The organism is Arthrobacter sp. AOP29-A2-19 (assembly GCF_058138025.1).
Genome location: NZ_CM176894.1, coordinates 3,726,780 through 3,752,306, shown reverse-complemented (window position 1 = coordinate 3,752,306; position 25,527 = coordinate 3,726,780). Strand labels below are relative to the sequence as shown.

26 protein-coding genes, 1 pseudogene and 1 riboswitch are annotated in these 25,527 nt (G+C 68.9%); of the genes and pseudogenes, 9 read left to right on the top strand and 18 right to left on the bottom strand.

What is annotated here, in order from left to right; translation table 11 throughout:
• Nucleotide 1: 1 nt before the first annotated feature.
• The 3 genes from AC3ZJJ_RS17370 to AC3ZJJ_RS17360 form a co-directional block, all read right to left on the bottom strand.
• Nucleotides 2-1,690 (bottom strand): MDR family MFS transporter, encoded by a 1,689-nt coding sequence (locus tag AC3ZJJ_RS17370; protein ID WP_489893072.1) that lies wholly within the window; start codon nt 1,688-1,690, stop codon nt 2-4.
• Nucleotides 1,687-2,313, bottom strand: coding sequence for a TetR/AcrR family transcriptional regulator (locus tag AC3ZJJ_RS17365; RefSeq protein ID WP_489893071.1), 627 nt, complete (start codon nt 2,311-2,313; stop codon nt 1,687-1,689). The genes AC3ZJJ_RS17370 and AC3ZJJ_RS17365 overlap by 4 nt, the downstream gene beginning before the upstream one ends.
• A 75-nt stretch (nt 2,314-2,388) precedes the next feature.
• Nucleotides 2,389-2,805: a VOC family protein gene (locus AC3ZJJ_RS17360; RefSeq protein ID WP_489893070.1), complete on the bottom strand. Its 417-nt coding sequence runs from the start codon at nt 2,803-2,805 to the stop codon at nt 2,389-2,391.
• A gap of 194 nt (nt 2,806-2,999) precedes the next feature.
• Nucleotides 3,000-3,114, top strand: a riboswitch (SAM riboswitch).
• Between the two features lie 303 nt (nt 3,115-3,417).
• On the opposite strand from AC3ZJJ_RS17360, the gene AC3ZJJ_RS17355 reads away from it, so the two are divergent.
• The 3 genes from AC3ZJJ_RS17355 to AC3ZJJ_RS17345 all read left to right on the top strand — a co-directional run bounded on the left by AC3ZJJ_RS17355 (nt 3,418) and on the right by AC3ZJJ_RS17345 (nt 5,033).
• Nucleotides 3,418-3,690, top strand: coding sequence for an OsmC family protein (locus AC3ZJJ_RS17355; RefSeq protein ID WP_489893069.1), 273 nt, complete (start codon nt 3,418-3,420; stop codon nt 3,688-3,690).
• A gap of 178 nt (nt 3,691-3,868) precedes the next feature.
• Nucleotides 3,869-4,135 (top strand): hypothetical protein, encoded by a 267-nt coding sequence (locus AC3ZJJ_RS17350; protein WP_489895891.1) that lies wholly within the window; start codon nt 3,869-3,871, stop codon nt 4,133-4,135.
• 4 nt (nt 4,136-4,139) lie between these two features.
• Nucleotides 4,140-5,033, top strand: a complete 894-nt coding sequence (locus AC3ZJJ_RS17345) for an FHA domain-containing protein (protein ID WP_489893067.1) — start codon at nt 4,140-4,142, stop codon at nt 5,031-5,033.
• A gap of 31 nt (nt 5,034-5,064) precedes the next feature.
• Here the strand turns inward: AC3ZJJ_RS17345 and AC3ZJJ_RS17340 are convergent, their stop codons facing one another.
• Nucleotides 5,065-6,024, bottom strand: a complete 960-nt coding sequence (locus AC3ZJJ_RS17340; RefSeq protein ID WP_489893066.1) for an aldo/keto reductase — start codon at nt 6,022-6,024, stop codon at nt 5,065-5,067.
• Nucleotides 6,025-6,040: 16 nt separating this feature from the next.
• Nucleotides 6,041-6,541, bottom strand: a complete 501-nt coding sequence (locus AC3ZJJ_RS17335; RefSeq protein ID WP_489893065.1) for a GNAT family N-acetyltransferase — start codon at nt 6,539-6,541, stop codon at nt 6,041-6,043.
• A gap of 554 nt (nt 6,542-7,095) precedes the next feature.
• Between AC3ZJJ_RS17335 and AC3ZJJ_RS17330 the strand changes: the two genes are divergently transcribed.
• The 3 genes and pseudogenes from AC3ZJJ_RS17330 to AC3ZJJ_RS17320 all read left to right on the top strand — a co-directional run.
• Complete coding sequence (locus AC3ZJJ_RS17330) at nt 7,096-8,742, top strand: serine hydrolase (RefSeq protein ID WP_489893064.1); 1,647 nt, start codon at nt 7,096-7,098, stop codon at nt 8,740-8,742.
• 146 nt (nt 8,743-8,888) lie between these two features.
• A complete protein-coding gene (locus tag AC3ZJJ_RS17325; protein ID WP_489893063.1) occupies nt 8,889-9,101 on the top strand; it encodes a MarR family transcriptional regulator in 213 nt (70 codons plus the stop codon).
• Nucleotides 9,098-9,526: pseudogene (locus AC3ZJJ_RS17320) on the top strand (hypothetical protein); the annotation flags it as partial. The gene AC3ZJJ_RS17325 and the pseudogene AC3ZJJ_RS17320, both read left to right, overlap by 4 nt.
• Nucleotides 9,527-9,809: 283 nt before the next feature.
• Here the strand turns inward: AC3ZJJ_RS17320 and AC3ZJJ_RS17315 are convergent.
• The 12 genes from AC3ZJJ_RS17315 to AC3ZJJ_RS17260 form a co-directional block, all read right to left on the bottom strand.
• Nucleotides 9,810-10,412, bottom strand: coding sequence for an NADPH-dependent FMN reductase (locus AC3ZJJ_RS17315; RefSeq protein ID WP_489893062.1), 603 nt, complete (start codon nt 10,410-10,412; stop codon nt 9,810-9,812).
• A gap of 193 nt (nt 10,413-10,605) precedes the next feature.
• Entirely contained in the window at nt 10,606-12,033 is a 1,428-nt protein-coding gene (gene dctA / locus AC3ZJJ_RS17310; protein ID WP_489893061.1) for a C4-dicarboxylate transporter DctA, read from the bottom strand.
• Between the two features lie 175 nt (nt 12,034-12,208).
• Nucleotides 12,209-13,306: a tartrate dehydrogenase gene (locus AC3ZJJ_RS17305; RefSeq protein WP_489893060.1), complete on the bottom strand. Its 1,098-nt coding sequence runs from the start codon at nt 13,304-13,306 to the stop codon at nt 12,209-12,211.
• Between the two features lie 116 nt (nt 13,307-13,422).
• The gene (locus AC3ZJJ_RS17300) at nt 13,423-14,328 is read right to left on the bottom strand and encodes a LysR family transcriptional regulator (protein ID WP_489893059.1); all 906 of its coding nucleotides are present in this window, start codon (nt 14,326-14,328) and stop codon (nt 13,423-13,425) included.
• Between the two features lie 194 nt (nt 14,329-14,522).
• Nucleotides 14,523-14,951 carry a DeoR/GlpR family DNA-binding transcription regulator gene (locus AC3ZJJ_RS17295; RefSeq protein WP_489893058.1) on the bottom strand — a complete coding sequence of 143 codons (429 nt, stop codon included), beginning with the start codon at nt 14,949-14,951 and terminating at the stop codon, nt 14,523-14,525.
• Between the two features lie 78 nt (nt 14,952-15,029).
• Complete coding sequence (locus tag AC3ZJJ_RS17290; protein ID WP_489893057.1) at nt 15,030-15,248, bottom strand: hypothetical protein; 219 nt, start codon at nt 15,246-15,248, stop codon at nt 15,030-15,032.
• A 4-nt stretch (nt 15,249-15,252) separates the two neighbouring features.
• A complete protein-coding gene (locus AC3ZJJ_RS17285) occupies nt 15,253-16,689 on the bottom strand; it encodes a glycosyltransferase family 2 protein (protein ID WP_489893056.1) in 1,437 nt (478 codons plus the stop codon).
• Nucleotides 16,690-16,806: 117 nt separating this feature from the next.
• Nucleotides 16,807-17,349: a flavin reductase family protein gene (locus AC3ZJJ_RS17280; protein WP_489893055.1), complete on the bottom strand. Its 543-nt coding sequence runs from the start codon at nt 17,347-17,349 to the stop codon at nt 16,807-16,809.
• Nucleotides 17,350-17,542: 193 nt separating this feature from the next.
• Nucleotides 17,543-17,932 (bottom strand): universal stress protein, encoded by a 390-nt coding sequence (locus AC3ZJJ_RS17275; protein ID WP_489893054.1) that lies wholly within the window; start codon nt 17,930-17,932, stop codon nt 17,543-17,545.
• The gene (locus tag AC3ZJJ_RS17270) at nt 17,929-19,539 is read right to left on the bottom strand and encodes a tripartite tricarboxylate transporter permease (protein WP_489893053.1); all 1,611 of its coding nucleotides are present in this window, start codon (nt 19,537-19,539) and stop codon (nt 17,929-17,931) included. Before AC3ZJJ_RS17270 ends, AC3ZJJ_RS17275 begins: the two co-directional genes overlap by 4 nt.
• Nucleotides 19,539-20,042 carry a tripartite tricarboxylate transporter TctB family protein gene (locus AC3ZJJ_RS17265; RefSeq protein WP_489893052.1) on the bottom strand — a complete coding sequence of 168 codons (504 nt, stop codon included), beginning with the start codon at nt 20,040-20,042 and terminating at the stop codon, nt 19,539-19,541. Before AC3ZJJ_RS17265 ends, AC3ZJJ_RS17270 begins: the two co-directional genes overlap by 1 nt.
• Nucleotides 20,039-21,043 carry a Bug family tripartite tricarboxylate transporter substrate binding protein gene (locus AC3ZJJ_RS17260; RefSeq protein ID WP_489893051.1) on the bottom strand — a complete coding sequence of 335 codons (1,005 nt, stop codon included), beginning with the start codon at nt 21,041-21,043 and terminating at the stop codon, nt 20,039-20,041. The genes AC3ZJJ_RS17265 and AC3ZJJ_RS17260 overlap by 4 nt, the downstream gene beginning before the upstream one ends.
• 193 nt (nt 21,044-21,236) lie before the next feature.
• Here AC3ZJJ_RS17260 and AC3ZJJ_RS17255 point away from each other — a divergent pair, with 193 nt between their 5' ends.
• Both AC3ZJJ_RS17255 and AC3ZJJ_RS17250 read left to right on the top strand, forming a co-directional pair.
• The gene (locus AC3ZJJ_RS17255) at nt 21,237-22,868 is read left to right on the top strand and encodes a sensor histidine kinase (RefSeq protein ID WP_489893050.1); all 1,632 of its coding nucleotides are present in this window, start codon (nt 21,237-21,239) and stop codon (nt 22,866-22,868) included.
• Nucleotides 22,865-23,533: a response regulator gene (locus AC3ZJJ_RS17250; protein ID WP_489893049.1), complete on the top strand. Its 669-nt coding sequence runs from the start codon at nt 22,865-22,867 to the stop codon at nt 23,531-23,533. The genes AC3ZJJ_RS17255 and AC3ZJJ_RS17250 overlap by 4 nt, the downstream gene beginning before the upstream one ends.
• 33 nt (nt 23,534-23,566) lie before the next feature.
• Here AC3ZJJ_RS17250 and AC3ZJJ_RS17245 read toward each other — a convergent pair whose 3' ends face one another.
• The gene (locus AC3ZJJ_RS17245) at nt 23,567-24,208 is read right to left on the bottom strand and encodes a LysE family translocator (protein WP_489893048.1); all 642 of its coding nucleotides are present in this window, start codon (nt 24,206-24,208) and stop codon (nt 23,567-23,569) included.
• Nucleotides 24,209-24,400: 192 nt separating this feature from the next.
• On the opposite strand from AC3ZJJ_RS17245, the gene AC3ZJJ_RS17240 reads away from it, so the two are divergent.
• Complete coding sequence (locus tag AC3ZJJ_RS17240) at nt 24,401-25,492, top strand: hypothetical protein (RefSeq protein WP_489893047.1); 1,092 nt, start codon at nt 24,401-24,403, stop codon at nt 25,490-25,492.
• Nucleotides 25,493-25,527 lie beyond the last annotated feature (35 nt).

Sequence of the window (25,527 nt, the reverse complement as noted above, 5' to 3'; positions counted from 1 at the left end):
GCTACCGGGCGTTGTCGCCCGACTGACGGTGGCGGGCGGGCCGGGACCCGCCGTTGGCCGCCGACCGCGCGCCGGCGGAGTCGGTGGCCGTGTCGGTGGCGGCAGACGCGCCGGCCATGGGGGCCAGCTGCCCCTCGGCGAGCGATTCGGCGGGGATGTCACGCTCGATCTTCGTGGCGAGCGGCTTCTCGATCACAAAAAGCAGCACAACGGTGGCGACGAGCGTCAGCGGAACCATCCAGAGGAACAGCGGGACAAGCGCCTCGTTGTAGGACTCGACGATCAGCGTGCGGAGCGGCGCCGGCAGGCCGGACACCATCTGTGGGGTGAGCGGGTTGGTGCCCACGTCCGATCCGGCGCCGGCGGGCATGCGCTCGACGATGAGGTCCTTGAGCCGCGTGGCAAACAGCGAGCCGACGACGGCGGAGCCGAGTGTCGCGCCGACCTGGCGGAAGTAGTTCTGGCCGGCGGTGGCCGTCCCGACGAACCGAAGGGGGAAGGAGTTCTGCGCCACGAGCGTGAGCATCTGCATGGAGGCGCCCAAGCCAACGCCCATCACGGCGAGGTAGACGCAGATCAGGTAGACGGGCGCGTCCGCGTGGATGGTGGAGAGCAGGAAGAGGCCGAGCGCGACCACCACGGTGCCCGCGATCATCACCTTCTTGTACCTGCCCGTCTTCGAGACCTGGCGTCCGATGAGGACTGAGGTCACCAGCAGGCCGCCCATCATCGGGATCATGAGGAGGCCCGCCTCCGTGGCGCCGTACCCCGTAACCATCTGCAGGTACGTGGGCATGTAGCCGATCGCGCCGAACATGGCGACGCCGGTCACCAGTGCCGCGACGGTGGTGAGGTTGAAGTTCCGGTCCCTGAAGAGCATCAGCGGCATCACGGGTTCCGAGACCTTGGACTCGACCACCACAAAGACGACGGCGGCGACGATCGCCACTACCAGCAGGCCGAGGATTTCCGGGGAGTTCCAGGCGTAGGTCGCCCCTCCCCAGGTCCCGACGAGGACGATCGCCGTGGTGGCGACGGCCATCAACATCATGCCGGCGTAGTCGATCTTGGGACGGACGGCGGCGCGCTTCCTGGGGACCCGCAGTAGGAAGATCGTGGCCAGGACGGCGACGATGGCCAGGGGGACGTTGAGCCAGAAGGTCCAGCGCCAGCCGGGGCCCTCGGTGAGGCCGCCGCCGATGAGCGGCCCGGCGACCGACGAGAACGCGAAGACGCCACCCATGATGCCCATGTACTTCCCGCGGTCGCGGGCCGGGACGACGTCGGCGATGGTCGCCTGGGAGAGGATCATCAGCCCGCCGCCGCCGAGGCCCTGGATGACCCGCGCGACGATGAGGGTGTTCATCGCGTCGGCCAGTGCGCCGATGACGGAACCGACCATGAACACAACGATGGCGAAGACCAGCAGCGGCTTGCGCCCGAAGAGGTCGCCCAGCTTGCCGTACACCGGCATCATAACGGTGGACGCGAGGATAAAGGCGGTGATGACCCAAGCCATGTGCTCGACGCCATTGAGCTCGCCGACGATGGTCGGCAGGGCCGCGGAAAGCATGGTCTGGTTCAGCGAGGCGAGCAGCATGGTGACCATCAGTGCCCCGAAGAGCAGCACCAGGCCGTTCTTCTCCTGCTGCCCGGCGACCTCGCGGGTTTCGATCTCTGTGGTTTTCATAGGGTGGTTTTGACGACCTCTCGGAAAGTCTGGATGGCCGATTCGATGTTGTCGCCGAGCTCGTCGACGGTCGAACCGGGATTCTGCGAAAAAGCGAAACGGGTGATGGTGCCGGCCAACATCAGCAGTGCCCGCGGTGAGCCGTCGCGGTCCGGCAGCTGCGCGATGGGCGCGACGGAGTCGGCGTCGCCCAGCCGTTCGCTCAGGACCGTGTCAACGAGCTGCTCGACCGCCGTGATGTGCTGCAGGATGCGCGAGCGGAGTTCGGGGTGTGCGCGGATCAGCTGTCGGCGCCGCTCGATCGAGACGTCCGCAACCGCGGAGACGCGCAGGGTCTCGGCGAGCAGGCGCACGGTGCGGGTCAGGAGATCGTCGCCGCTCTCGCGGAACGCGCGCAGCAGGTCCTCGGGGATCGTGGGTGCGCGAACTCCGATGATCGCGTCCTCCTTCGACGGGAAGTAGTTGAAGAAGGTCCGCTTGGACACCCCCGCCCGGGCCGAAATGGCGTCGACGGTCACCGCGGCCAGCCCGGCTTCCAACGTCAGGCCGGCCGCGGCCTCGTGCACCGCGCTCCAGGTTTCCATGCGGTTTCGCTCGCGCAGGCTCAAGGAAATTTCTTGCATGAGTACATTTTATGCACTAGCGCAATAATTGCACAAGTGCAGACTTTGAAGCCCGTCCGGGTCGGGCCCGACCCCCTAGCCCGCGTTTCCGGCGATGTTGACCATCCAGCCGATCCCGAACTTGTCCGTGCACATGCCGAAGCTGTCTCCCCACGGCGCCGCCTCCAGCGGCTGGAGGACGGCGCCGCCCGCGGCCAGCTTGTCCCAATATCCCCGCAACTCCGCCTCGTCGCTGCCGCTGAGCGACACCGAGAAGCCCTGCGGCTCCGAGTACTCCATGGAGTTGGGCGTGTCGGAACCCATCAGGGTCAGTCCGTTGGCGCCGGCGACCTGGCCGTGCATGATCTTGTCCTTCTCCGCCGGGTCTTCGCTGGCCTGGAAGTCCCCAAAGGTGTTCAGGGTCAGTTCGCCGCCAAAGACGTCGTGGTAGAACTCGAGCGCCTGCCGCGCGTTGTCCTTGAAGCCGAGGTAGGGGTTGAGTTGGGTCGCCATGGTTGCCGTGCTCCTTGGTGCTCGCTGGTCCGGACTCCGGGCCTCCGCGTGCCCCCTCCGGCTGACGGATCCCATTCTGCTCCCGAAGACCCGCTGAGGCGAGGGCGGGCGCCGTCGTGCCGAAAGCGGCAGTGTTGCGTCACGTGAAGCGGACCCTTGAGCGAACCCGGCCACGCAGGGAAGACTCGCCGAAGAATCAAGAGTTCCAACCCAAGGCCCTGGCCGGTTGGACGGCAACCCTCCTGCTGTAGCGGGGTGCCCCAGGTGAGGATTCGACGCCGGCCCGCCCGGGCGGCGTAAGTATGGCGACGTGCTTGGCATGCGCCACCACACGAAGGAACGACCATGACCAACACACCCGTGCAGGAACTCTCCACCGTCCGGGCCGCCCGCCTCGACGACGCCGGCGCCTTCTGATCCGGCAAGATCGCCGAGGGGGCGGAAAACGCCCGCCTGACGTACACGGCGCAGGGGTCGGGGGAGGGCGCGGTTGCCACGCGCGTCAGCACCGGCGGCCACGAATTCGTCGTCGACGAGCCGGCCGGCCTCGCCGGAGACAACGCTGCCGCCAGCCCGGTCGAGTATGCGCTGGGCGCCCTGGCCTCCTGCCAGGTGGTCGTGTACCGCCTGTACGCCCACCAGCTGGGCATCAGGGTCGACGACATCACGATCTACGCGGCGGGCGACCTCGACGTCCAGGGGCTCTTCGGCGCCGATTCTTCCGTGAGGCCGGGCTTCGCGGCCGTCCGCCTGCACGTCCGGATCACCGGCCCGGAGACGCAGGAGCGCTACGAGGAGCTTCGCCGGACGGTCGACGAGCGCTGCCCCGTCCTGGACCTCTTCGCCAATGCCACCCCGGTGGACATCGAGGTCACCGCCAACTAGCCCCGCCACGGGCCAGGGGTCGCGCGCCCGACGACCGGCGCGTGACCCCTATCACTGTTGCGGCATTTTAACTAGTGTTGGACCACGGCCACGGCCGGGGTAGTCGGCACACCGCCGGTCCTCGGTCACGAAGGCGGCCGCCGACCTCGGCCGCCACCGTGCGGCCCCTGAACAGGAGATCACCGTGAGCCAAGAAGCGACCCCCACACACACCACGGACACCCCCCAAATCAGCGACTGGTCCGATCTCGGCCAGCAACTCTGGTCCTACCTGACCGGGCGCGGCGCGGCGGTCAACTACACGCTCGTCGACATGACGGTCGAGGTCCCCCGGGACATCGGACCGGACGCCCCGCGGGCCACGTGGAAGTTCGACGGCACCCTGCGCGTCACCACCAGCGACAACGAGGCCTCGGGTTCCGATCCCCTGCGCGGACAGCGATGACGCCGTGCGCCTGGACATAGACATCGCGTTCTCGGTCAGCGACCCCGGCGGTTCGGACGGCGCGGAGAGCACGATCAACGGAACCATCACGGCGGCGGGCACGGAGGTCGTCGTCAGGGCAGACAACGCCGACCTCTTCCGCGTCGGGCCCCGCGCGGGCATGGATGCGATCCGGGAATTCGCCAAGTCCCTCAACGAGCACGGCGTCAGCGTGTCGCTGGCATCCCCCGAGGGCACCATCGTGAGCTTTGGCGCGGTCAAGGCCTCGGCGGCGCAGCGCCTGGTGACCCGTTCCGCCCACATCAAGCCTGGCCAGGTCAGCGCGTGGGCATCATTGTTGCGGGGCGGGAAAGGAAATGCCGCGCCCAGCCTGGTGCCTCCCGGTACACCGTTTCCGCTCTCCCCGACGTTCCAGCGCCGCTACCGCATGCGCCCGACCACAACGCACTACACACGCGGTGGCGGGAGGCCCCGCCTGCTGTTCGTGCGGGACAGCGAGACGTGGGACGGCCGACCCGCGGCCGTCTTCGACCTCACGGGAGAAACCACCGTCATCGGGGCCGGGCCGGAGGCGGACCTCGCGCTCCCCGGCCTGCTGCCCGCCCACGCGACCGTTACGCACACCGACGACGACGAGTACGTTCTCACCGCCCAGGGCCCGGTCGGCGGCAGCGCCAACCTGAGCGCCGAGGCCTCCTACACGCTCCGGACGGGCGCGCGGATGTCCATCGGGGACTGGCGTCTGGTCTACGTGCGCGAGGAATACGCGGACCATGGCCGACCCTACGGCGGGCGCCAGGGCGGCGAGCTGGCCTACCAGCGACCGCAATTCGATTCTCGGAAGGGAGCCATCGAGCGCGACGCGACGTACGGCCTGGGAGACCCGAGGAAGCACTAACCGCGGCCGCGGGCGGCCCCTGTCGAGTCCATCAGGGCAGGGGCCGCCCGCGCGCCGCGACCCACAACGAATACCATTCGTCGCCCGTCATCGTCTGCGCCACGCGCTCGGCCCCGGCGCAGGCCGCGATGCGCTCGGGGTTGGACGTGCCGACGACGGGGCGGATTCCCGCGGGGTGGCGCATCAGCCAGCCGAGGACCACCGACTCCCGCGAGACGCCCAACCGCACCGCAGTCTCCGCCACCAGCCGGGCGGCCGCGGCGTCGGCGGGCATTTCGTCGGCGTCGCCCGCCGGGCGGCCGGTATAGCGTCCCCGCGCCAACGAGCCCCACGCCTGGAGCTCCACCCCGTTCGCCGCGCAGTACTCCAGCGCGCCCCGCGGGAAGGAGACGTCCGCCCCCTCGGGATGGTTCACCAGAATCCCGGCCTCCAGCCAGCCACGACGATGCAGGCTCATCTCCAGCTGGTTCACGGCCAGCGGCTCGTCGAGCGCGGCCTGCAGGGCGCCCATCTGCTCCGCCGACATGTTGGAGACGCCGAGTCGGAGCACCTTGCCGGCCGCCTTGAGGCCCGCGTAGGCGCCCGCGATTTCCTCGGGCGTCGCCAACGGATCCGGCCTGTGGATCAGCAGCGTCTCGACATGGTCCGTCCCCAGCCGCCGCAGGCTGTCCTCCACGCGGGCCACTATGGTCGCCGCCGAGGAGTCGTAGCGCCCGGGGCGCTCGCCCGCCGGCAGGACGATTCCGCACTTCGTCTGGAGCCGCAACCGGTCCCGAAGCCCGGACCGGGCCGCGAGCACGCGGCCGAACACCTCCTCGGACTTGCCGTTGCGGTAGATGTCCGCGTGGTCGAACACCACGATTCCGGCTTCCAGCGCCGCGTCGACGGCGCGGTGCGCCTCCGCCACATCCGTGGCCTCGAGCGGGCCGGCGCCCCACGCGCCGCCAAGTCCCATGCATCCAAAGATCAGGCGGGATCCGGCGTTGGTCATGCGGGTGCTCCTTCGGCTAGGCGGACTCACAGCGTACGACGCCGGGGCGGTCCGCGCGCAGGAGGATCCCGTCGCCGCCCGCGAACCCGACCGAGTGGAAACACGGCGCGCGCGCCACCTCGCGGAAGCTCCAGCGCGCGTGCATCCGGAGGGACGCAGTGTTCGAGGCGTTCACGACGTACCAGGCGCGGGGCGAACGGAGCCAGATCCACTCCAGCCGGGCGTCGGTCAACGCCGAACCGACGCCCATGCGCCGCCGTTCCGGCAGCACCCCCACGCCACCCAGGTAGTGTCCGGCTGGGGCGGTGCCGGAGGCGTGGCCCCACAGGTGGGTCTTGCGCCAGCCGACGACGTTGCCGCCGACCTCCGCCACAACGACGCACACGTCGGCGCTACCGATCGCCCGCAGCGGCCATTCGCCGTCGGAAGCCCCGGACCGGCCGCAGGCTTCCTGGATCTTCCGAATGGCCGGCGCATCGTCGAGGCGCGCGGCACGCAAAGCAACCCGATCGCTCATGGCGCCAGCGTAGCCGCCTCGGACTGGGACTCGTCCGAAGTGGTCCTGCTGCTAGCCGAACCCATCGGCCACGGCGCGTGTCGCGGGACGGCTCCACCGCATGGGACCGACCGACCAACGGCTCGCCGGCTCGCCGGCTCGCCAGCTCGCAAGCATCGATAGGTCGGTAGCGCGGAAATTGGACCCGCCGAATTCGTCGCCGAAACTCCCCGCCCCGAAGGACCGCGGACCTCTTGGGCCTCACACAGTGCGGCGAGTCGATAGCGGCACGCAAGAGTCGCTCCAGGTTCAGTACTCCCTCTCCCCCGGCCCGGAAGCGGGTTAACCGTTTAGCGAGCGGACCGGTTTGGAGCTGCGCAGCAGACTCGCCCCGATCGGCGGGCATTGGATGTGGTCGCAGCCCGTCCCGCAGGGAAGATTTGTGGACGTGGTCGTGTCGGCGAGACGGTCCCGGCACCCATTGCCGGCTTGGGGTGCCGGGTCCACAGTGTAGGGACAAGCGAGTAGACCGGCGCCGATCGGTGGCGCGCGGGCCATGTGAATCGAGGGCGTTCGTGGACAAGACCAGTTCTACCTCCCCCGACCGACGCGCGGTGCTGAAGGCGGCCGGCATCGGGGCCGCCGGTGTTGTCGGCGTGCCCCTCCTGTCCGCCTGCACCGGCGACTCCGCACAGCCCGCATCATCGGCGCCGGCATCCCTGCTCCCGGCCCCGCCGGGACAGGTCGAACCGCTGCTGGACCGGCCGAGGATCGACAATGCCCTTGGCAAGCTCGACGGACTGATCCGGGACGCCATGGAAGATACCGGGCTTCCCGGCATGGCTGTGGCCGTGGTGTATCGGGACGAGGTGGTGTATTCCAAGGGATTCGGAGTGCGGGAGGTCGGAAAGCCCGAAACGATCGGTCCCGACACGGTGTTCCAGGTGGCTTCCGTCTCCAAGCCTCTGGCGTCCACCGTGGTGGCCGGAGTGGTGGGACGGCAGGTCATCCAATGGACCGGCCGCGTGCTGGAACACAACAGGGGCTTCGCGCTCAAGGACGACTACGTCACGCGGAACGCGAGCATTGCCGATCTGATGTCACACGTCGGCGGTCTGAAAACAGGCTCGGGTGATCTGCTGGAGGACCTCGGATTCGATCGCGCCTACATCCTCGGGCACCTCCGCCAGGAACCCCTCGACACGTTCCGGGCCAGCTACAACTACAGCAATTTCGCCTTCACGGAAAGCGCCCAGGCAGCGGCCGACGCCATGGAGGTGTCTTGGGACGATTTGGCCGACGAGATCCTTTTCCGTCCGCTGGGCATGTCGGCCAGTAGTTACCGCCACTCGGACCTTGAGCAGGCAGCGGACCGGGCAGTCCTTCACGTGCCGATCGGGAACAAGCAATGGGAAGCAAGATTCCAGCGCGACGCCGATTCCGAGGCGCCGGCCGGGGGCGCGAGCTCGTCGGTGCGGGACTTGGCCCAATGGCTCCGGCTGCAGCTCGGCAACGGCACCTACCAGGGCCGGCCGGTCATAGATTCGGCGGCCCTCCAAACAACCCACGTCCCCCACGCCGTCTCCGGGCCCGCGGCTGCCCCAGCCGCCCGCACCCGGTTCTACGGGCTCGGCTGGAACGTCTCCTACGACGATCAGGGCCGTCTTGAACTGGGACACTCCGGAGCCTTCAATCTCGGCGCCGCCACCGCGGTGTCCATGCTCCCGGGAGAACAGTTGGCCATCGTGGCGCTGACCAACGGGCGCCCCCAGGGCATTCCCGAGGCAATCAACGCCGCCTTCCTGGACACGGCCCAGCACGGATCGCCCACCGTGGACTGGCTGGCATTCACCGCAGCCATCTTCAAGCAAATCGATGAGGCCGACAAACCTCACGTCGACTACACCCGGATGCCGCCCGACCCCGCTCCCGCCAACACAAACAGCGCCTACACGGGAACCTACGACAACCCCTACTACGGGCCGCTGACGGTCCTCGCGAAGGGTGGGAGTCTTGCCATGCGCATGGGACCGAGGAACAGTCCCACGACCTTCCAGCTCACCCACTTCGACGGCGACACGTTTACCTTCGAATCCATCGGCGAGAACGCCAACGGCCTCGCCGGCGCCCTGTTTGCGGGAGCACGCGGCGGCACCTCGCCGAGCGTCACCCTGGACTTCTACGACCGCACGGGACTGGGGACATTCACGCGAGCCCTGTAAGAGGGGGTCCATTCGCAGCCCGTTCAACCGCCGGCCCGCACCACACGTCCGTACCCGTTCCGCCATCACCCGTCCTGCGATGACCGCCGCTAGATTGCGGTCGCCTGCGCGCGGTCTTGGGTGCGCACGCAAGGGTCGCGAAAACTATGGACGCGTATCTGCTGGAGACCGCCGGTGTGGGCCTGTCCCAGTTTCAGGCGCTCGCCGCTGTGGACCACCGGGGCGGCGCGGCCAGAGTGCAGGACATCTCCGCGCAAATGGCGATCGCCGTGGGAGCCACCAGCAAGCTGGTCGACCGGCAGGAGCGCGACGGCTTGGCGATCCGCTCCGCCCGACCGCACCCGGCGCCTTCACCATGAACTGGCCTCGCTTCGCCGGCATGCGCGCGCCGACGCGCCAGCGTGACGCGGGCCGTGCGGGCGGGCGGGGTCGATCGGCCCGAAGGCCCGGAAGTCCTCCAGGTCAGGGACGTGCCGGTCCCCCGCCCGGCCCCGGGGCAGCGGCGGGCTCGCTCCGGGTCGGGCTGGAGGCCGTTGACGGCCAAAGCCTACTGATCCGCGGAGGGACGTCGTCGGTGGGGCTGGCACTGGCCACCCGCGGCTCGCTGCAAGGAATGAGCGTCCTGGCCACAACCCGCGACCCGAACAGGCGCGCGCTGCTGGAGGGCGCCGGCGTCGACCACGTCCTTTTTGACGACGGAGAAGTCGCCGACAAGGTGCGCGCCATCGTCCCCGGCGGCGTCGACGGTGCGGTCGAGCTCGTGGGGGTCAACGTCAGGCGCGACACCCTGCGCTCCGCGTGCCGCGGCGGCACGGCCTGCTTCACCGGGATTCTGTCCGACCAGTGGACGATCCCCGAGTTCTGCCCCCATGGACTGGTTGCCCAACGGCGTCCGCCTCAGCGCCTATTCCGGCGGTGGGCAAGCCCGTCGTCGTCCCCGATAGCACCGCCCGCCGGTTCGCCGTCCACGACCGTCGACGGATTGTTGGAATGGTCCTCGTGCGGGCCACCGCCGGAACCGGCCCTCGGCAGGCGTCGGAGCATTGGTGGCCAAACGGCGGTCCCTGCTATTTCCGTGAATCGGGGTGCGCGTCCCCGATGTGTCCCGGACCCGCGGCGTAGAGGACGCGCTGGACGAAGGCGCAATACTCTTCCATGTAGTGCCGCAGGAAGGACGCCTTCGACTCGTCCTTGACCTCGCCCTCCTCGCCGAAAACTTCCGGCTTGAACGTGATGTATGCCTCCGGCGCGTTGAGCTGCGGGGCGTCGAGGAAGCTGAGGACGCCGCGCATGGAGGACTGCATCACCGCCGTGCCGATGCCGCCCGGGGAGGCGCCGATAATACCCGTGGGCTTCCGGGCGAACGAGTTGGTCCCCCAGGGCCTGGAGCCCCAATCGATGGCGTTCTTCAGCGCCCCGGGGATGGAGCGGTTGTACTCGGGCGACACGAAGAGGATGCCGTCCGAGGACTCGATGGAGGACTTCAGGGCGGATCCCGCGGCCGGGAAGTCCTCGTCGTAGTCCTGGCTGTAGAGCGGGAGGTCCCGGATGGGGATCTCCGTGAACTCCAGATCCTCCGGGGCCAACCGGATCAGGGCCTTGGAAAGTGTGCGGTTGATGGAGTTGCTGGACAGGCTGCCGACGAAGTAGCCGATCTTGTACGTGGGCATCGCTTCAATCCTTCCCGGGGCCGCGCGGGTGGGCCGGCGGGAATCCGGGCCTGCGCGTGCGTTCATGGTGGGTCACACGTGCACCGGTCTAGCACAGCGTGCGCCGCCCGGCCAGACCCCCACGGCCACACCACGCGGAAGGGGCCTCCACCCGCCGGCACCTTGGTCCGGTGGATGGAGGCCCCTTGCGGGATCAGCGGGCGGTTGCCTCCGCCAGAACGCCGTCGCGGCTTCGCGGCCCGCGCCCGCCGTCGTCGTCCGCCTCCGTCCCGCCGGTCCTCGACGCGGACACGGCCGTGTCGCTGGCGGCGTCCAGCGGGCCCACGTCATCCCCGTTGAAGACCCGTCGGACCCGGTCGATGTCCAGGGACTTGTCCCACCACGCGATGAACAGGGTGGCGACGGCGTTGCCGCAGAAGTTCACCAGGGCCCGGCACTCGGACATGAACTTGTCGATGCCGAAGATCAGCATGATGCCCGCCGCGGGGATGGTCCCCAGCGTGCTCAGCGTGGCGGTGAGCGCGATGAACCCGCCGCCGGCGACGCCCGCGGCGCCCTTGGAGGTGAGCAGCATGACCGCGAGCATTCCCAGTTGTTGGCCGATCGTGAGCTCCGTGTTGGTGGCCTGGGCGATGTAGACAGCCGCGAGAGAAAGGTAGATCGCGGCGCCGTCGAGGTTGAAGCTGTAGCCGGTGGGCACCACCAGGCCCACGGTCTCCTTTTTCACGCCGGCGTGCTCCAGCTTGCGCATCAGTCCCGGGAGCGCGGGTTCGGCGGTCGACGTCCCCAGGATCAGCAGGAGCTCCTCCTTGAAGTGCTTGAGCATCTTGAAGATGTTCAGCTTGAGGAAGGCCATGACCCCGCCGAGGACAACGACGACGAAGATGATGGACGTCCCGTAGAAGAGCAGGATCAGCCACCCGAGGCTGGAGAGCGTTTCGACGCCGTACTTTCCGACGGCGAACGCCATCGCGCCGAAGGCGCCCAGCGGGGCGGCCTTCATAATGAAGTTCAGGACCTTGAACACGATCGCCGTCAGCCGCTGGACGACGTCGAGCACGGGCTCGCCGATCTTGCCGACCGCGTTCAGGGCGATGCCGAAGATGACCGCCATAAAGATGATCTGCAGGATGTCGCCCTCGACGAAGGGCTCGGCCACGCTGCCGGGGATGATGTGGGTGAGGAACTCCCACCATTGCTGGTTCTCTCCTTTTTCGATCAGCTCCGCCGCCGTGCCGGTGGTCTCGATCTTGCTCGCATCGGCGTTGACGCCGTCGCCGAGCCGGAAGATGTTGATGGCGACCAGGCCCATGAGCATGGCCACGATGGTGCCGATCTGGAAGTAGCCGAGCGCCTTCAGCCCGGTCATCCCGACCCGCTTGAGGTCCGCGACGCTGGCGATGCCGCCGACGATGGTCAGGAAGACGATCGGCCCGATCAGCATCTTCATGGCCTCGACGAACGTGGTGCCGATCGGCTGCATCGCCTCGCCCGTCGCCGGCGCCAGCCAGCCTACTAGGATGCCGACGACGATTGCGATCAGGACCCAGAAGTACAACTGCCTATACCAGCGCTTTCGCGCGGCGGGCCGGAGGGTGTCGCTGTCCATGGTGTGGTCCATGATTCCTACCTCATTGTTGGAATAAGTCGCACTCCGGGTGTCTCATCCGGTCGGAGTCGGGACTGGGAAAGTGGGTGTCCGGGAGGCGCGTGGGCCCGGCCGGGGGTTCCGGTCCGGGCGGCGGAGGCCGCCCGGACCGGCGGTGCGTCGGGGAACGCCGAGTGCCGCGGGAAGCCTAGACCGCTGCGAGGCTGTGGCTCAGGGCGGCGACGATCGAGTCGGTGACCTCGTCCGTGCCGGCCCGGCCCCCGATGTCGCGCGTGAGGTTCCCGGAGGCCGTGGCGGCCTCGATGGCGGCCTCGACCTTCCGCGCCTCCTCGTGGAGGCCGAAGTGGTCGAGCATCAGCGCGGCGCTGGCGATCGCGCCGATCGGGTTGCTGATCCCCTGGCCCGCGATGTCGGGCGCGGTGCCGTGGACCGGCTCGAACATGCTGGGGAACCTGCGTTCGGGGTTCAGGTTGGCGCTGGCCGCCAGGCCCAGGCTGCCGGCGAGCGCGGAGCCGAGGTCGGAGAGGATGTCCGCGTTGAGGTTGGAGGCGACGACGACGGAGAGGTCCTCCGGGCGCAGGATGAACTTCGCGCTCATCGCGTCGACCAGCACGCTCTCGGTGCGCACGTCCGGGTAGTCCAGGGCGACCCGGTCGAAGACCTCGTCCCACAGGACCATGCCGTACTGCTGGGCGTTGGACTTCGTGACGGAGGAAACCTTCTTCACGGTGCGCGTGCGGGCCAGGTCGAACGCGAAACGGATGATGCGCTCGCAGCCCTTCTCCGTGAAGAGCGCGGTCTGGAGGGCGACTTCGTTGCCCGGGCCGCGGCCGCTGAGGTTGCGGCCGCCGATGCCGGCGTACTCCCCTTCGCTGTTCTCGCGGACGACGATCCAGTCCAGCTCGGTGTCGTCGGCCTTGCGCAGCGGGGACTGGACGCCGGGGAGGAACCGCACGGGGCGGACGTTGGCCCACTGGTCGAAGTTCTGGGTGATGTTCAGGCGCAGGCCCCAGAGGCTGACGTGGTCAGGGACGTTCTCCCAGCCGACCGCGCCGAAGTAGATGGAGTCGAACTCCTTCAGTGTCTCGAGGCCCTCGGGGTCCATCATGACGCCGTGTTTGGCGTAGTACTCGCAGCCCCACGGGAACTCGGTCCAGTCGAAGGCGAACTTGCCGCCGGAGTGTTCGGCGACGGTGTCCAGGACGCGGCGTCCTGCGGCGACGACCTCCTTGCCCACGCCGTCCGCCGGGATTGAAGCGATCCTGAAAACCTGGGTCTCACTCATGTCGTGCTCTCCTAGTTGAACGTGTCCCGCATCACATGTGCGGCGTTAGGTTCAATTAGAACGAGCGGTTTTCGATGCGTCCAAGACCGGTTTGGCATACGCCGCATAGGCTTTGCCTATACGACGACGTCGGCCTGCCGGGCCGCGTACTCTTCCGCAACGCCGAGGAAAGCCTTCGCCGCCGGCGTGAGGTCGCTGGCGCGGCTGATGACCGCGACGTGCAGGACGGAGACGGGCTCGATGCGCATCACCCGGAGCCCGGACTGGCGTGCCAGCGGCGCCCAGGACGACGGCATCACCGCGTGGCCGACTCCGGCCAGCACCAACGGCAACACCGACGTCCGGTGTGCCACCTCCACGGCGATCTCCACATTGACGCCGCTGGCGAGGATGTCGTCGACCAGCCATCGCATCAGGGACCCCCGCTGCGACGCGATCACCCGCTGGCCGGCCAGGTCCTTCCGGTCGATGGCCTCCCGCTCGCCGAACGGATCCGAATCGGGGTTGACGATGAGGACGAGGGGCTGCCGCTCGAGCTGCATCACCTCCACGTTGGGGACCCGGATGGGCCGGTCCGAGCCGAGGAGGCCAACCTCGGTACTGCCGCTGCGAACGGAGGCCACCACCTCCTCGGGCGTGAACGCGGCGTCCACGGAGACCGTGACCGAGGGATGCAGGCGGGAGTACGCCGCAATCATGGACGTCAGCGGCTCGATGCCGGGCGAGGGCATGGCCGTGAGCTCGAGCCTGCCGCTCCGCACGCCCTTCAGCGCGTCGAGGGCCGACCGCGCCGCGTCCAGGTCGCGGACAACGAGCCGCGCCGGCCCCACGAGCTCCTTGCCGGCGTCGCTGAGCACAACGCGCCGCCCCACCCGGTGGAACAGCGGGACGCCGACCTCCCGCTCCAGGGTCTTGATGGTCTGCGACAGGGACGGCTGCGCGATAAGCAGGTGCTCGGCCGCCCGGCTGAACCCCTGATGGTCGACCACCGCCAGGAAGTACCTCAGCTGTCTGACATCCATGCGAACTCCCGCGCTGTCGACGAACCGCCGGTCTACGGTCCGGCCCGCACCCATTATGGTCCCCGACCGGAATGGGGGGACCGTATTCCCACCGAGCCGGAAGATCACCGTGCCAACGAACCGCAGCGCCGTCGTGAACTACCACTATGGGGGCCGGACCTGGAGGCCTGGCCGCGGCCCACGCGGCTCCTCGCCTAGCCGCCGGACGCGTCCGTCTCAGCGCGCAGGACGTCGACGCCGAGGGCCCTGATCCGCTCGACGTCGCCGTCGTCCAGTCCGGTGTCGGTGATGATCGTGTCCAGTTCGTTCAGCGCGAGCACGCGGTACTTGGCGTACCGGCCGTACTTGCCGCTGTCGGACAGGAGAACGGTGGTCGTGGCCGCATCCATGGCCGCGCGCTTTGGGTCCACCTTCGCCTCGACGGGCGTGGTCACGCCGTGCCTGGCGTCCCACGAGCTCGTGGACAGAAAGGCGACGTCGAGAGACAGCTGGGACAGGGTGAGCGCCGCCAGCCGGCCGATCATCGACTGGTTGTCCCGGTCGATGCGTCCCCCAACGCAGATCAGATCGACGCTCGGGTGGTCGAGGAAGGCGGTGGCGGTCCCGAGGTCGTTGGACACCACCGTCAGCCCCTGCCGGTCCCGCTCCTTCGTGTGTGGACGGGGCGCGTTCCCCCTGCCGGCGCGCGCGCGCCGGAGACCTCAGGGCGCGGCGTCCGGATCAATGCTGCGCGTCTCCGCCCGGCGTCCGCGCTGGCGGGAGAAGTCCGAGAGGTAGAGCTTGGGCAGGATCTGGGAGACCGCCAGGGCGCCGTACATCAGGGTGTTGATGGCCACGAATGTCGCGAGCACCGCGTACCAGGGGGAAACGAGCACCGTCTCGGGGAGCAGCAGTCCGGAGGGGACGACAAGTGTCCGCACGGGGTCAGACCGCCTTCTCGAAGTCGCTTGCGGGGATCGTGTGGGCCACGTGCCTCCAGGCCGCGGAGCGCCCGAGCGCGCTGTCCATCACGCCGCGGAGGTACGCCAGGTTCAGGAACATGTCGAACGCGAGCTCGGGGAAGACCAGCGCCGCGGTGAGCCGGGCCCGCCAGCCGCCGTGCCAGACGGTCCAGACCCGCTCCGCCATGAACACCAGTCCGATGCCGAGCCAGAACGGGAACCACACCCAGTGGTCAAGCGCGACAAGCATGACCAACAGCGCCGCGAAGTAGGACCCCAGGGCGATGACCCCGTAGCCGATCCCGATCTGCTGCGCCCAGTACCGGAGGGTGGGCGGCGTGATGCCGTAGGCGCCGATGTTCTCGAGGGCGCCGCGCTGCCACCGCAGCCGCTGGTGCCACAGGGTCCGCCAGCCCGGCATCAGTTCGGTGACCACCGTGCATTCGGGCGGCGAGACCATCAGCCCGCCGAGGGACTTCAGGGCGATCGTCAGCTCGTTGTCCTCGGTCAGGGCCATCGTGTCGTAGACGTTGCCCGCTTCGCCCGGCAGGATCGTGCCGCGGGTGGAGGCGACGGCGCGCAGCGCCCGAGGGCGGAATACGGTCGCGGTGCCGGTCAGGATGAAGACCCTGCCCCGGCGCCGTCCGAGCGTGCGGCAGTAGCGGAGGTATTCGTTGCGCTGGAACTGGCCGATCAGCCCGTGACCTTCCTCCCCGAGGAACAGCCCGCCCACGGCCATCAGAGCCCGATCGTCGCTCATCCTGCGGAGGGCCACCTGCAGGAAGCGGGGGTCGAGGCGCGTATCGGCGTCCATCACCAGGATGGCGTCGTTGTCGCCGTGTCCGGGAAGGATTTCACGCAACGCCTGGTTGAGGGCACCGGCCTTCTTCGCCGTGTTGCCGCGTGTTTCGATGACCTCGGCCCCGTGCAGGCGCGCCAGTTCCGCCGTGCGGTCCGTGCAGTTGTCTGCCACAACGACAACGCGGTGAGGCGCGTGGGTCTGCCAGCGCAACGACTCCAGTGTGGCCGGCAGGGACGCCTCCTCGTTGTGCGCAGGGACCAAGACCGTGACGGTCATCTGGCCGGCGTGGATTCCTCGCGTGCGCTCCATGACGACCCGTGGTGCCAGCGGGGTCGAGCCCGCGTCCCCCGACCGCCGGTAGCGGTTGGCGGCGCGGCGGTCCAGCAGGGCGATCCCTCCGGCCATGGCCAGGGCGATGAGGGCCGCGGCTGCCATCACCGTCACCGCCGGTGCCTGCAGGCTGTACAGCACATCGCCGGTGTTCCACGACGCGGACCTGACCCGGCCCTCAAGGTGCGGCGTGTGGCGCGCGATCAGGGCACACAGGAAAACCGCCGCCCCAATGGTGATCGACATGATAAGCAGTCCGGCTCCGCGGCTTAGGCTCAATGACTTCATGCCCCGAGGCTATGAACGCCTCCTCTAGACCCGCTACTGGTTCCAGTCAAGACTTGTTCAAGATTCGCTCAAGAAAGTGTCAAGTTCAACGATCCACCGCAGCCGAGGCCAACGAGGCTAGCGGGCGGGTCCCCGGCGCTGGCGCAGGGCGGTGTGCGGCTCGAGGGCGTGGTACGTCCGCCGGTGGTAGAGCAGCGGAACGGCGGGAGAGCCGCCGTCGAGCACCTGCAGGACCTCGGCCGCGACGATCGTTCCCGAGCCGACGGGTGTCCGGTTGAGGATCCTGCAGCGGAGGACCGTGCCGACCCCGCGGATGACGGGCTCGCCCGTGGGGGCGTTGTACCAGGCCATGTCCGTGCCGAAGCGGCGCGAACCCGATGCGGCGAACAGTTCGGCCAGGCCGCGGTTGGCGACGGTGAGCAGGTGGACCGCGATGTGCTCGCCCGCCAGGACGGCCGCGCCGGACGCCGTTCCGGGGGCCACCGAGAAGGCGAGCGCCGCGGGGTCGGCGGACACGGAGATGACGGACGACGCGGTGATTCCGGCCGGGCCGTCGGGCCCCGCGGCGGTGACGATCGCCACGGCGGCGGGGTGGCCCGCGAACGCGTCCCGGAAGTCGTCCCCCAGTCCCGGGTGCCGCGATGGGTGAGTCGCCGTCATTTTGGGCTCCTTCCAGCGACCGGCGGGCGTATTCGGCCCAACCCTCAATCCACCCTAGAACCGGATCCGTCCGCCGCGCTAGGGGCGCGCCCAGACGTCGAAGGCCCGCCGCGGCGTGCCCCGGCTGGGGCACCCGCGGCGGGCTGGTCCCCTGCCGCGCGCGCGTGCGCGGCAGGGGACTAATCGGCGCCGGTCAGGCCTTGACTGCGAGCACGGGCGCCTCGGCCTGAAGCAGGATCCGCTGGGCTGTGCTCCCAAGGATCAGCTTCCCCACCGGCGTGCGGCGGCGGAGGCCGATGACAACCAGGTCGGCCTGGTGCTCCCGGGCGGCCTCGAGGACCTCCTCGGCCGCGTCGTGCCCGCGGAGCGGCTGAAGCAGGAGATGCTCTATCCCCTCCGACTTGAGGCGCTGGACCAGGCCGTCGGCGTCGTCGTGCTGGACGAACCTCTGGTCCACCAGCGCGTCCCCGCGGGAGGAGTTGACGACGACCAGCAGCGTCCCGCCTTTCCGGGCCTCCTCGATGGCCCGTTCGAAGGCCGCCTCGCCCTCGGGCGTGGGAATGTAGCCGACGACGATGCTCATGCCTTCTCCTTCGTTTCGTTGGCGTTGGTGGTGCTGGACGGAACGCGGAGGCGCTCCGGGTCCGCCGCGGCGGAGCCGCCCGGCCCCTGCGTATCCTCCGGCGCCGCCGGCACCGCGGCGCGCGGGCGGAACCTGCGAACCAGCGCGGCGACGAGGGGGAAGAGAAGCACCAGGACCACGATTGCGTAAATGACGACGGCCAGCTGTTCGTTCCAGAGCCCGGAGATCTCGCCTCCGCTCAGCTGCATGGCCTGGCGCAGCTGCTCCTCGGCGCGCGGGCCGAGGATCAGCCCGATCACCAGCGGCAGGACGGGCAGGCCATACCGGCGCATCGCGAACCCGAGCAGCCCCAGCACCAGCAGGATGACCAGGTCGAACGCCTGCAGGTTCACCGCGTAGGCGCCCAACGTGGCGAAGAACAGAATCCCGGCATACAGGTAAGGTCGCGGCAGCTGCAGCAGCTTCGCCCACATCGGGGCCAGCGGCAGGTTCACCAGCAGCAACAGGGCGTTGCCGATGAAGAGGCTGGCGATGAGCGCCCAGACCAGGTCCGGCTCCCGCTCGAACAGCAGTGGGCCGGGCTGGATGCCGAACTGGATGAACGCGGCCAGCATCACCGCGGCCGTGGCGTTGGTGGGCAGGCCCAGGGCCAGCATCGGCGTCAGCGTGCCGGCGGCCGAGGCGTTGTTCGCGGCCTCGGGGCCGGCGACGCCTTCGATCGCACCGTGGCCGAACTCCTCCGGATGCTTCGAGAGCTTCTTCTCCGTGATGTAGGACAGGAGCGTGGGAATCTCCGCGCCGCCCGCGGGCAGCGCGCCGAATGGAAAGCCGTAGGCGGTGCCGCGCAGCCAGGGCTTCCAGGAGCGCTTCCAGTCCTCCTTGCCCATCCACGGGCGTCCGACGGGGATGGTGCTGAGCGGGTTGCGGCGCAGGTGCGCGGCGATCCAGAGCGCTTCGCCGACCGCGAAGATCGCCACCGCGACCACCACGATGTCCAGCCCGTCGGCCAGCAGGGGCTGCCCGAAGATGAGCCGCTGCTGCCCGGACACGGGATCCGTGCCGACCAGTCCGATGGCCAGGCCGAGCCCGAGGGACGCGAAGCCGCGGATCTTCGACGAGCCGAGGACCGCCGTGACGGCGACGAGGGCCAGCACCATGATGGCGAGGTACGTCGGCGCCCCGAGGCTGACCGCGAACTTCACGACCACCGGAGCCAGGACCACGAGGAGCGCGGTGCCGATCGTTCCGGCAATGAACGAGCCGATCGCGGCGGTGGCCAGTGCCTGGGCCGCGCGGCCGGCCTTGGCCATCTTGTGGCCCTCGATGGCGGTGACAACCGTGGCCGATTCGCCGGGGGTGTTCAGCAGGATCGACGTGGTGGACCCGCCGTACATCCCGCCGTAGTAGATGCCTGCGAACATAATGAACGCGCTGGTCGGCTCGAGGCTGTAGGTCACGGGCAGGAGCAGGGCGACGGCCATGGCCGGGCCGATGCCGGGGAGGACGCCGACGGCGGTTCCCAGCAGCACGCCAGCCAGGGCGAAGAGCAGGTTCATCGGGGTCGCCGCGGCGGCGAAGCCCTGCATCAGGAGGTCGAACGTTTCCATCAGAGCACTCCTTCCAGGAGGCCGGCCGGCAGTTTGATGCCGAGTCCGAGGTAGAAGCCGTAGAACGTGGACAGGGAGAGTGCCACAGAGATCAGTGCGTCGCGGATGTACCTGCGGCTCCCCAAGGCCCACACGCTCGCGAAGAACATGATGGCCCCGGAGACGACCCAGCCGGCGGCGTCGATCAGCACGATGTTCAGGGCGAACGCCCCCACCAGGGGGAGCACCGTTCGCCAGTCGCTGGGGTGCGTGAGGTCGACGTCCTCGCCCTCCTCCGCCTCGCCGCGGCCGCCCCGGAGGACGTCGACGGCCAGCAGGACCGCGCAGACGAGCAGCAGGGAGGCCGCGATGTACGGCATGGTCTTGGGCCCGACGGCGTCCGCCTGCGAGTAGGTCACGTGGAGCCGGGACGCGTCCCAGAGGACCACCGCCCCGACCGCCGCCAGCAGGGCGGCGATCGCGAGCTCCGAGCGGCCCTTGAGCCGGGTGGTCAGCGAGGTCATCCCAGTCCCAGTTCGCTCAGCACGTCGGCCACGCGCTTGTCCTGCTCCGCCAGGAACGTCTCGAACTCCTCGCCGGTGGCGAAGGCGTCGGTCCAGCCGTTCTTCTTCAGCTCCTGCTTCCAGGCGTCCGTGCCGTGCATTTCCTCAAGCAGCGCGGTCCACTGGGCGCGGTCCTCGTCGGAGATCTCCGGCGGCGCGACGATGCCGCGCCAGTTTGTGAAGACCAGGTCGATGTTGGATTCGGTCAGCGTGGGGGCCTCGACGCCCTCGAGGCGTTCCTCGCCGCTCGTGGCGAGAACCCGGATGGCTCCGGACTCGATCTGGTCCAGGTACTCGCCGGCGCCGGAGGCGGCGAAGCCCAGCTTGTTGCCCAGGATCGCCGGCAGAAGGTCGCCGCCGCCGTCGTAGGAGACGAAGTTGACGTCCTTCGGGTCCAGGCCAACCGCCTGGGCCAGCTGCATCGGCAACAGGTGGTCCGGCCCGCCCGGCGAGGATCCGCCGCCCACGGCGACCTTGGACGGGTCCGCCTTCCACGCCTGCACCAGGTCGTCGATGGTCTGATACGGCGAGTCCTTGGAGACCATGATGGCGCCGGGCTCCTCGATCAGCTTGGCCAGGGGCGTGGTGTCCGTGAGCTTGGACGGCGACTCGTTCGTGTAGCTGGCGCCGACGACGCCGAGCCCCATGAGCATCGCGAGTTCGCCGTTGCCCTTCTCGTTGACCGCGCGCGCGAGGCCCACGGTGCCGCCGGCTCCCGCGAGGTTGAACACCTCCATGTTGGAGGTGATGTCGCCTTCCTCCATCACCTTCGCGGCAACGCGGGCCGTCGTGTCGTAGCCGCCGCCGGCCGTGTTGGGGACCATGATGCGGAGCCCGTCGACCGGACCGTCCGCGCTGGCACTGGAGGCCTCGTTGGCGGATCCGGTGACGCCGCAACCCGTTGCGGTCAGCAGGAGCGTCGTTGCGACTGCGGCCAGGCGCAAGGTGTTCATTGCACGCATGAATGTACTTCCTTCGGGATAATGGCTGAGTGTCCCCCAACCTTAGGATCGGGTGTGACGCACGCCACTCTTGCGTTCTCAAAGAAACTTGTGTTCATTGTGTTCACTCCTCCGAGCCGCAATCGGCAGGCTGCGCCTATATTGCACCAAGAGCCAAGCCCGCCCCGCGGGATTCCATCCGGGAGGACGCCGCATGCCGCATGAGAGGTCGTTCGGCCGGCGCGCGCCCTCGCGGGACGGCCGAAGCACCACCCTCGCAGGACAGTACCTCGTCCTGCAGTTGGCGATTGTCGTCGCCGTACTGATCGGCGTCGTCGCGCTGTCCCTCGCCCAATCCGCGCAGTCGTTCGAACGCGTGGAGGGGCGGCGGGCGCTCTCCGCCGCTGAGTCGCTGGCCGCTAACCCCGCCGTCAGGTCCCTGATCCCGGCCGCCGAGCCGCGCCTCGGCGCCGCCCTTCCGGCCCTCGCCGAGTCCGTGCGGAGCGTCTCGGGATTCAGCTACGTGGCCCTGGCCAAGCGGGACGGGACCATCCTCACGTCCCCGGACCCGTCGCAGATCGGCGAAGCGCTGCCGCTGGGCGAGAGCGAGGTCCAGTCGGGCCGAGCGTGGACCGGCCCCTTGGACATGGGCGGCCACACGTACCTCGCCGCGCACGTCCCGGTGTTCGACGACGGCGGCACCATGGTCGGCATCGCCGCCGCGGCCCGCGCCTACCCGTCCGTCCCGGAACGCCTCGGCGAGGCGGCGCCGAACCTCTTGACCTACCTTGGCATCTCCCTGGCACTGGGAACGGCCGGGTCCCTGCTGCTAGCCCGGCGCGTGAAGCGCCAGACCCTGGGCATGGAACCGGACGAGATCGCGGGGCTGGTCAAGCACCGGGAGGCCATCGTGCAGGGCGTCAAGGAGGGTGTCCTCTCCCTCGACCGCGGCCAGCGCGTCACGCTCGCGAACGAGACCGCGCGCCGCTTGCTCTCGCTGCCGCCGGACTGCGTGGGCCGGCAGCTCAAGGACATCCCCCTGACGGAGGAATTGCGGCAGGTGCTCACGTCCGAACAGGAGCAGCCGGACCGCTTGGTCCTTGTCGCCGAGCGGGTCGTGGCGCTGAACCGGATGCCGTTGCGCTCGCACGGCCGGCTGATCGGTTCGGTGACCACGCTGCGGGACCGGACCGAGCTCTCGACGCTCGAGCGGGAGCTGGGCATGACCCGCGCGACCACGGACATGCTCCGCGCGCAGACTCACGAGTTCGCCAACCAGCTCCACACGATCTCCGGCCTGATCCAGATCGGCGAGCACGACGAGGTGGTGAAGTTCGTCAACGGCGTCCACCTGAGCCGCACGCGACTGCACGACGAAGTCACGTCCCACGTCGAGGACCCGGCGGTCGCGGCCCTGCTCATCGCGAAGGCCAGCATCGCGGCCGAACGCGGGCTGCGGCTCCACCTCGACGGCGCGTCCCGGCTCGGCCGGCTGCCGGAGGACCTTTCCCGAGACCTGACCACCGTCGTCGGAAACCTGGTGGACAATGCCATGGACGCTGTGCTCGGCGCCTCCTCCCCCACCGTCGACGTCGCGATCAACGACTCCCAGGGGGCCATCCACGTCCGGGTGAGGGACAACGGGCCCGGCGTCGCGCCCGCGGACGTCGGCGACATCTTCCGCCAGGGCTACACCACCAAGCTGCCAGGGGTGGACGGAGGCAGGGGATTCGGGCTCGCGCTCACGCGCCTGGTCTGCCTGCGCCGCGGCGGGGACATCACCATCAGGAACGACGGCGGCGCGGTCTTCGAGGCCCGGCTCGCCAAGGACGGGGCGGACACGTGATCAAGGCACTGGTCATCGACGACGACTTTATGGTCGCGAAGGTGCACGCCGGATTTGTGCGGCAGGTGCCCGGCTTCAGCGTGGTCGGCGCCGCGCACACGGGCGCCAGCGCGCTGGAGGCGGTGAGAACGCACCGACCCAACCTGGCCCTGCTTGACATCCATCTCCCGGACATCAACGGGCTGGACCTCCTCCACCTGCTGCGCGAGGTCGACCCCGAGCTGGACATCCTGGTCATCAGCGCGGCCCGCGAGGTGGACACGGTCCGGAGGGCGCTGCGCGGGGGCATCGTGCACTACCTGATGAAGCCGTTCTCGGCCGCCGACCTGCGGGATCGGCTGGAGCACTACCAGCAGGCGTACCAGCCGCTGATCGGCTCGAGCGCCCCCGCGGAACAGTCCGACATCGACCGCATCTTCGGTATCGCCAGCAGTCAGCAGCCCTTGCCGAAGGGCTGCAGCATGGAGACCCTGCAGCGCGTCGTGGAACTCCTGCGCGCGAGCCCCGGCGACCTCTCGGCCACGGAGGCGGCCGGAGAGCTGGGGACGTCGCGCGTGAGCGCCAGAAGATACCTCGAGTACCTGAACGAGGTCGGCCGGGTGGAGATCAAGCTGCGCTACGGGGCCGGACGCCCCGAACGCGGCTATGCCTGGCGTCCGCTCTAGGCCGACCGCGCGGAGATCGTCCGAACCGGGGAGTCACCGGCCCTTGAGGGCCAGCGACGCGCCGAAGCCCACCAGTGCGACGCCGGTGAAGCGGTCCGTGGCGCGGACGAAGCGCGGCGTCTGGAGCTTGCCCCGGACCAGGTGGGTTCCGTTGATGATCAGCGAAAACCACGCCAGTCCCAGCAGGTTATGGACGCCGGCGAGCGCGACGCCCATGGCCAGGGGGGAGGCGCCCTCGGGGATGAACTGCGGGATCATGGCGATGTAGAAGACGCCGACCTTGGGATTGAGCAGGTTCGTACCGGCTCCCTTGGCCCACGAAACGGCCAACCCTCCGCGCTGGGCGCCCGGCGTGCCGACGCTCATCGCGGCCGGCGCGGCGCGGCGGAACGAACGCCACAGCATGGTCGCTCCCAGCCAGACCATGTAGGCGGCACCGGCGAGTTTGAGCGCGGTGAAAGCGGTCTCGGAGGCGGCAAGCAGCGCCGACGCTCCGACGGCCGCCGCGATGCCCCACGCCATGGCACCGGCGTTGATGCCCAGCGCCGTCGCGTAGCCGTGCAGGCGTCCCTGGCTGATGGCGGAGCGCAGCACCATCACCGTGTCCAGGCCCGGGATGATGGTCAGCAGGGCGGCGACGACGCCGAAGGACAACAGGGCCTGTTCGATACTCACGCGCCTAATGCTAGGTCCGTCGAACGACCGGCAACAGGCATGGGACGCCCCGCCAATGCCGAATCCGCCGCGATACAACGGCAATTTGATAACGAAAAATGTTTCGTCGGAAAATCGATTCGCCGCAGCGCATATGATGCCTTCATCACACGCATCGGCGCCGCAGCGCCGCATGACATTCGGGGGAATCTCTTGGCCACATCATTGGGTCGCGCCATCGCGACCATCGCAGCAGCATCATCGCTTGTTCTCGGCTCCGCGGTCGGGGCCTCTGCCGCCCCGTCGCAGGCGATCGCATCCAGCGCCACGTTCGGCACCACCGCCCACGTGGCGGCGTCCACCACCGCTCCACGCGTCACCATCCAGACCATCGCTAGCCCGATCGCGAAGATCGGCGGCAGCGCGACCGTTCGCCCCTCGATCGCCGTGGTCGGCGCGGCCAACGTGACGACGCAGACCCTGACCGTCAAGCAGGGAACCAAAACGCTCGTCTTCGGGAAGGCCAGCGCCGAACTCAAGGCCGGCACCTACTCGGTCACCACCCGGATCGCCTATCGGGCCGGTTCCGTCTCGAAGACGGCCAGCAAGACCCAAACACTCGTCGTCCGCGACGCCGTCGCCGTCAAGACGATTCCGGGCGCGACCGCTCCCCGCGGCGGAACGGTTGTGGTTGCCCCCAACGTGGCCGCCGCGTCCGGCGCCAAGCTGGTATCCAAGGCGCTGACAGTCAAGCAGGGAACCAAGACTCTCGTCTCCGGGAAGCCCACCGCACGCCTGAAGGCCGGGAAGTACAGCGCCACCACAACGGTTAAGTACCAGTTCCCCATCACCACAACGTCCACGGTAAAGACCACCACCAAGAAGCTGGTGTCCAACGGCGCTACCGCCGTCGCCATGACGTGCAAGGTGGTGGAGGTCTGGCCCGTGTACTCCGACGTCGACCCGATGGGGAATCCCGTGGACATTGAGGAGATCGACCTGAAATGCACCGGGGATTTCGACGGATCCTACGCGGGCCTCGCGGGCCGTTTCCCCGACACCGCATCGAATCGGGCCAGCGGTATGGCGAACCAGGTTCTTTGGTTTGAGGACACCGTCTCCGGATCGGCGGTGAAGCCGGTCCTGGGCTCGACCGCCAAGGTCACGCTCTACCCGTTCGTCTTGTCCGCCAGGGACTACCTCTACAAGTCGACGACGACGTCCAAGCAGGTCTCCAAGACGTCCTGGTCCCCGGTCTACACAACGAGCAAGACGCAGCCGCTGACCATCAAGGCCGGCAAGTAGCGGTTCGGTCCACGGGCGCGGCGGTCCCACACGGA

Bases quoted from the DNA above. Each gene is read 5' to 3' on its own strand.
- AC3ZJJ_RS17370 (WP_489893072.1), bottom strand. From the start codon at position 1,690: ATGAAAACCACAGAGATCGAAACCCGCGAGGTCGCCGGGCAGCAGGAG.
- AC3ZJJ_RS17365 (WP_489893071.1), bottom strand. From the start codon at position 2,313: ATGCAAGAAATTTCCTTGAGCCTGCGCGAGCGAAACCGCATGGAAACC.
- AC3ZJJ_RS17360 (WP_489893070.1), bottom strand. From the start codon at position 2,805: ATGGCGACCCAACTCAACCCCTACCTCGGCTTCAAGGACAACGCGCGG.
- AC3ZJJ_RS17340 (WP_489893066.1), bottom strand. From the start codon at position 6,024: ATGACCAACGCCGGATCCCGCCTGATCTTTGGATGCATGGGACTTGGC.
- AC3ZJJ_RS17335 (WP_489893065.1), bottom strand. From the start codon at position 6,541: ATGAGCGATCGGGTTGCTTTGCGTGCCGCGCGCCTCGACGATGCGCCG.
- AC3ZJJ_RS17325 (WP_489893063.1), top strand. From the start codon at position 8,889: ATGGACGCGTATCTGCTGGAGACCGCCGGTGTGGGCCTGTCCCAGTTT.
- AC3ZJJ_RS17315 (WP_489893062.1), bottom strand. From the start codon at position 10,412: ATGCCCACGTACAAGATCGGCTACTTCGTCGGCAGCCTGTCCAGCAAC.
- dctA (WP_489893061.1), bottom strand. From the start codon at position 12,033: ATGGACCACACCATGGACAGCGACACCCTCCGGCCCGCCGCGCGAAAG.
- AC3ZJJ_RS17305 (WP_489893060.1), bottom strand. From the start codon at position 13,306: ATGAGTGAGACCCAGGTTTTCAGGATCGCTTCAATCCCGGCGGACGGC.
- AC3ZJJ_RS17300 (WP_489893059.1), bottom strand. From the start codon at position 14,328: ATGGATGTCAGACAGCTGAGGTACTTCCTGGCGGTGGTCGACCATCAG.
- AC3ZJJ_RS17285 (WP_489893056.1), bottom strand. From the start codon at position 16,689: ATGAAGTCATTGAGCCTAAGCCGCGGAGCCGGACTGCTTATCATGTCG.
- AC3ZJJ_RS17280 (WP_489893055.1), bottom strand. From the start codon at position 17,349: ATGACGGCGACTCACCCATCGCGGCACCCGGGACTGGGGGACGACTTC.
- AC3ZJJ_RS17275 (WP_489893054.1), bottom strand. From the start codon at position 17,932: ATGAGCATCGTCGTCGGCTACATTCCCACGCCCGAGGGCGAGGCGGCC.
- AC3ZJJ_RS17270 (WP_489893053.1), bottom strand. From the start codon at position 19,539: ATGGAAACGTTCGACCTCCTGATGCAGGGCTTCGCCGCCGCGGCGACC.
- AC3ZJJ_RS17265 (WP_489893052.1), bottom strand. From the start codon at position 20,042: ATGACCTCGCTGACCACCCGGCTCAAGGGCCGCTCGGAGCTCGCGATC.
- AC3ZJJ_RS17260 (WP_489893051.1), bottom strand. From the start codon at position 21,043: ATGCGTGCAATGAACACCTTGCGCCTGGCCGCAGTCGCAACGACGCTC.
- AC3ZJJ_RS17255 (WP_489893050.1), top strand. From the start codon at position 21,237: ATGCCGCATGAGAGGTCGTTCGGCCGGCGCGCGCCCTCGCGGGACGGC.